At 48.8% G+C, this 4,369-nt stretch carries 7 protein-coding genes and 1 CRISPR repeat array; of the genes, 3 read left to right on the top strand and 4 right to left on the bottom strand.

Going from position 1 to position 4,369, the window contains the following annotated elements:
• Position 1: 1 nt before the first annotated feature.
• A CRISPR array of direct repeats spans positions 2 to 328; the repeat unit is 35 nt; unit sequence TGAAAGGATCTGTGATGCCGAAAGGCGTTGAGCAC.
• 89 nt (positions 329 to 417) lie between these two features.
• Positions 418 to 792 carry a hypothetical protein gene (locus L0156_02625; protein ID MCI0601884.1) on the top strand — a complete coding sequence of 125 codons (375 nt, stop codon included), beginning with the start codon at positions 418 to 420 and terminating at the stop codon, positions 790 to 792.
• Between the two features lie 25 nt (positions 793 to 817).
• Here L0156_02625 and L0156_02620 read toward each other — a convergent pair whose 3' ends face one another.
• Entirely contained in the window at positions 818 to 1,786 is a 969-nt protein-coding gene (locus L0156_02620; protein ID MCI0601883.1) for a hypothetical protein, read from the bottom strand.
• A gap of 31 nt (positions 1,787 to 1,817) precedes the next feature.
• Between L0156_02620 and L0156_02615 the strand changes: the two genes are divergently transcribed.
• Together L0156_02615 and L0156_02610 are read left to right on the top strand one after the other, a co-directional pair.
• Entirely contained in the window at positions 1,818 to 2,384 is a 567-nt protein-coding gene (locus tag L0156_02615; GenBank protein ID MCI0601882.1) for a hypothetical protein, read from the top strand.
• A 35-nt stretch (positions 2,385 to 2,419) separates the two neighbouring features.
• Complete coding sequence (locus L0156_02610; GenBank protein ID MCI0601881.1) at positions 2,420 to 2,986, top strand: Uma2 family endonuclease; 567 nt, start codon at positions 2,420 to 2,422, stop codon at positions 2,984 to 2,986.
• 177 nt (positions 2,987 to 3,163) lie between these two features.
• Here L0156_02610 and L0156_02605 read toward each other — a convergent pair whose 3' ends face one another.
• The 3 genes from L0156_02605 to L0156_02595 are packed head-to-tail and all read right to left on the bottom strand — an operon-like array spanning position 3,164 to position 4,344.
• A complete protein-coding gene (locus L0156_02605) occupies positions 3,164 to 3,577 on the bottom strand; it encodes a hypothetical protein (protein MCI0601880.1) in 414 nt (137 codons plus the stop codon).
• Positions 3,574 to 3,936, bottom strand: coding sequence for a hypothetical protein (locus L0156_02600; GenBank protein MCI0601879.1), 363 nt, complete (start codon positions 3,934 to 3,936; stop codon positions 3,574 to 3,576). Before L0156_02600 ends, L0156_02605 begins: the two co-directional genes overlap by 4 nt.
• 9 nt (positions 3,937 to 3,945) lie before the next feature.
• Positions 3,946 to 4,344 (bottom strand): PIN domain-containing protein, encoded by a 399-nt coding sequence (locus tag L0156_02595; protein MCI0601878.1) that lies wholly within the window; start codon positions 4,342 to 4,344, stop codon positions 3,946 to 3,948.
• Positions 4,345 to 4,369 lie beyond the last annotated feature (25 nt).

The following is a 4,369-nucleotide window of genomic DNA, read 5'->3' as shown; positions in this document are numbered from 1 at the left end:
GTGAAAGGATCTGTGATGCCGAAAGGCGTTGAGCACAACGAAAAGAAGCCATGACGCTGCAAGATTTTGAAAGTGTGAAAGGATCTGTGATGCCGAAAGGCGTTGAGCACTGATATTTCCCCGGGCGTGCGTGATTTTCGCGCATTTGTGAAAGGATCTGTGATGCCGAAAGGCGTTGAGCACTGTTGCAGAACGATTGGATTTCGTATCCGCCAGCCGTGGTGAAAGGATCTGTGATGCCGAAAGGCGTTGAGCACGTTCATATAAGTGGGAACCCTTCTATTTCGCCCATGTGAAAGGATTTGAAGTTTGGATTTTGGAGCTTATTTTTATTTTGTCATTCAAGATTTGGAATTTTCGATAACCGATCAGGGAACCGTCTTCCCGTTTTTTACGTAGTGAAAACTGGAAGCTTTCATGAGAAGAGTGGCGCGAATCCTGATCATTTGTTTACTTCTCTTCGGCTCAATCTCAGCTTTATGGAATGGCATCAGCGATTGGTCGGTGGTTCAAGGTTTATCAGAAAGAATCGTTTCAGTCCTGGTCATCGCCTCAGGAGTAACAGCCTTGCTTGCTGTAGCAGCCCTGATGCGGAAGTGGAAATTGGCGCTTGGAATTGTTTTGCTTTGGAGTGTGACAGCATCCGCTTCCGCCGTTTTCGCGGCATATACTTATGCTGAAGCGGGCGCCTCAAACATTGCCGCCATTTCGGCAGCGGGTGGCATGGTTCTGTTTCTCCTTCCTCTTCTACTATTCTTGAGAAATGATCTGCGCCGGCAGGAGCCAAAGTAACCTGGCGTTCTTGGGGCTTGGCGGTTCAATGTATCTCATTCTCAGAAATCAGAATCTGCATTTCATATAACCTACGTACTAGCGACGGTTCAAGACCCTTCCAATCACCATTCTTGATTTGCTCAAACACAGGCTCCGGAAGATCAACCGGATCGAAGGAGCGATAACCCCAAACTCTCACAGCATGATTGCCCAAATCTTCTGAAGTAAAATTTCCGGGTTTTAGATGATCCGGCATCGGTGGAACGTCAACAAGCTTTTGAAATCTCTTCAATACATCCACCGCAAGAGCAGATGCTTCCGTACCGGAAAGCTCCAGGACTTCTGCCCAGTTTAAACCGGAGACCTTCTGGAAACATTGCTTGTAGAACTCCTGTTCGCGACCAGTCCAATTCCCCCACACGGCCTGGCGAGGTCTCCCCTCTTGTTCGGGAATTCGGACATCCAGCTCACGCACACACCAATCAGAAAGTTTTTTTTCAACGGATCCAAGGAGATCAGAAAGAGTAGTCCAAAAATCCAATCCGAAAACACCTCTCTCATATTTGCAAAACCAGGTGGAACATCGGGAATTCCGGTACCGCCAGATGCCACACAAGCCGCCATCCCGATCGATGTAATAAGGACACCGTAGATGCTCTGCTTCCCCAAAAGCTTTGTCTAAGTAATGCCACCAGTAAAACCATGGCGGCTGGACTCCAGCAGGCGTGACCATGAGTGTTTCTCCCTCACGCTGGAAAAGAGCCTTTCCTTCAGCAAATTGTGGATCTTCATCCGACAGGATTCCACCAACCAGAAAATTCGGGAGTATGGGAATATAACTGCAACATTTTGTTGAGGGATTAAAAACACGATCCCGCGCGGTAATCTGTTCGGGGAGTTTGCACATGGAACAATCAGAACAAGTCGCGCGGGGCTCATCCGGCACCGGCCGCCCGTCCAGGAGTTGCTCCATCCATGAAACGTAGAGCGCCGGAAAATTATATTTTTTCATGGAGCAGGTCTATTGTAGAATATTATACGGGATGCGCTATCTTTCCTCTTTTGTCATCGTTTTGTACGCTCTTCTCACAACCGCCGCAAACACAAACGTTCCCCAAGTGATGGCCGTGACGGTATTGACGGCAGATCTGCTCTCGCAAACGGTATTCGCAAAATCCGTAGATGGAAATAAGCAGACATTTCGCATGTCATCGAAAACACCCGTGAGCAGTCTTGCTCAGGCGGGAATGAACCGGTCTCTTCACGGAGGAGCAGGATATCAATTCATCGTTCATTACCAGATGGTTCAGGGAGAGAAAGTGGCAACGGCGTTTCACTATATCGGCCGGGAGGAATGGAAGCGCTCCAACGGCATGGTGGCATTGGCAGACACTAAATTACGCACGATTGTGTTGAAACCAGAAGAAGGATCGGAAGAAAAATTTGTTGCAGGGCAGTATTGCGCTGTTCAAACGGCATCAGGCGCAAAAACGTTTAGCGCCTGGACAAAAGAAAATGCGGGCGCAGAAGTTCCCGCAACCCTCTACTACACAGTGATAAAAAACGGAAAAGTTGCACACCTGATCGAACTCTCCGAAGCTACTAAGTAGTTTTTGCTCTCACAGCGATGTAGTATAAATAGATCATGAAGTCGATCGATACTTCAATCACGTTTTCAGAATATCAGGAATTTCGCAAGTGGGTGGAAGATAAACCGGGATACTGGATCTTAGTTGAAGGAGTCCCAATGCCAAGTCCATCACCCACGCGAATTCACCAAAAAATATCCAAGCGACTGCTACTGGACCTTGTCAGAGCGGTAGAACAGGAAGGCCTGGGGGAAGTTTACGATGCGCCTCTGGATGTTAAGCTTTCGCCAAACACCGTTTATCAGCCTGATCTTATAGTAGTGCTGCAGGAGCATTTCGACCGGCTGCGGCCCACTCATATTGAAGGAGCTCCGGACCTGGTTATCGAAATCCTGTCTCCGGCCACCGCAAAAATTGACCTGTTCGACAAAAAATATCACTACGCCGGCGCGGGTGTTTTCGAATACTGGATCGTTGATCCTGATACCTCAAGCATAGAGATCTATGTTCTGGAATCAGGCGCTCTAACTCTTAAGTTTTCTGCTAGAGCAACAGGAACAGCAAAAAGTTTTCTGATTCGGGAGCTTGTCATCGATCTTTCAGCTCTCTTCGACAATCTCTGACAGTCTCTTGTCGCTAGAGGCGCCGATGGAGCACACAGTCACTATGATACATCTTGACGGGAATCGTCAGAAAAGACATAAAGGGACCGGTCCTCAGGAAGCTTTGAATATCCTGGCCTGAGCAAGTACAGCATAACTCCAGCAAATTCTAAAATGGATTGATTTCAGTTTCAGTCCTCAGCTCCGGGAGTAGGATTCTATAAGCGCCGTTGCCGAAAACTGTATTCTTTCCAACTCCGATCCACTGACCGGCAACCAGAAACGGAAGGAATGGAGATAGATCCCCGGAAAACGTAACTTTTCCGACAAAGCCGCTGAGTGATCCGATTGCTTTTTTTGCTGTTCGCTGCAGTAAAAATACATCACCGAGCTGATCCGGTCGCGCAGCCGCTTGAAAATATGATGGAATTCAGGCTCCACCACTTCCTTCTCCTGGTACATCAATTTTGTCGGACTTATGAATTCCAATTCCAGGCGATCGGGCCGCATATCATCACAGGCACGAAGTATCTCCGGCATCCTGATCACAATATTCGCATTACGGACCAGTTGATCGGTCGATGAGTAGATCAAGTTTTTGAGATTCTTCAATGGGTCGATAACATGAATCGTTTCCAGCCGGAACCTGCCTCGGTTGACTCCGATTCACCCGTTCTGAACAGAAAAGGTCGCGGGATATCCTGATAATTCCGGAGTTGCATGGCGTGGACCGGAGGTGCAGGCTCAAAAATTGCCGCATAAGGACAACGCTGCAGCCGCGCGCAATCCGCGCAATCTTCGCGAAAGTATGCGCCACAAACGAGACGGCGGCATTCGTAACCAAAAGCGCCGCGCAGGACGTTCGCTTTATTGTAACGAGGCAGTACGAGTCCATTCTCAGGGGTCAGGGTAAACTCGAAAATGGCAATGCGGAGTCCTTGCAGCCAATCGGCGACTCGACTGGTTAACATGAATCTATTCTACGGCATGCGGTGAAAACCCTGTTGGGAGAAATCCGGGTCAAACGCGAAGACCTGTTTGAGTCCCATAGATCGCATGGTTTCAAAGCTCACGCAATCGACCAGACTCAATTGACGACGGTTCGCCACCAGAAGCGCCGAAACGGCAGCAGCATGAAGAGTTTCGGAAACCCACTCGATTTTCAAAACGGGAATCACATCCGTTTGAAAGCTCCGGACTGCCGGCATACCAAGACGGTGCCGCAACAGTGCCAGAGTTTCGACAAGAATATAGTTAGTACACACCAGGATCGCTCCCGAATTCAAGACATCCTGCCAAAGCTGCCTGGCTTGCTTGTGGTTTCGATCGTCGGCGTCCATCACGGCGAAAAAGGCGGAGGTGTCTACGTACAGATTCATTTGCTGTAGGCTTCATCCAGATAGC

The sequence above is a fragment of the bacterium genome, assembly GCA_022616075.1.
In the GTDB taxonomy this organism is placed as follows: domain Bacteria; phylum Acidobacteriota; class HRBIN11; order JAKEFK01; family JAKEFK01; genus JAKEFK01.
Note: the sequence above shows the minus strand (reverse complement) of the source record. Positions and strands in the feature narration are given on the sequence as shown.

Excerpts from the sequence above, each read along its gene's own strand:
- L0156_02615 (MCI0601882.1), top strand. The coding sequence starts at position 1,818 with ATGCGCTATCTTTCCTCTTTTGTCATCGTTTTGTACGCTCTTCTCACA.
- L0156_02595 (MCI0601878.1), bottom strand. The coding sequence starts at position 4,344 with ATGAATCTGTACGTAGACACCTCCGCCTTTTTCGCCGTGATGGACGCC.
- L0156_02610 (MCI0601881.1), top strand. The coding sequence starts at position 2,420 with ATGAAGTCGATCGATACTTCAATCACGTTTTCAGAATATCAGGAATTT.
- L0156_02620 (MCI0601883.1), bottom strand. The coding sequence starts at position 1,786 with ATGAAAAAATATAATTTTCCGGCGCTCTACGTTTCATGGATGGAGCAA.
- L0156_02625 (MCI0601884.1), top strand. The coding sequence starts at position 418 with ATGAGAAGAGTGGCGCGAATCCTGATCATTTGTTTACTTCTCTTCGGC.
- L0156_02600 (MCI0601879.1), bottom strand. The coding sequence starts at position 3,936 with ATGTTAACCAGTCGAGTCGCCGATTGGCTGCAAGGACTCCGCATTGCC.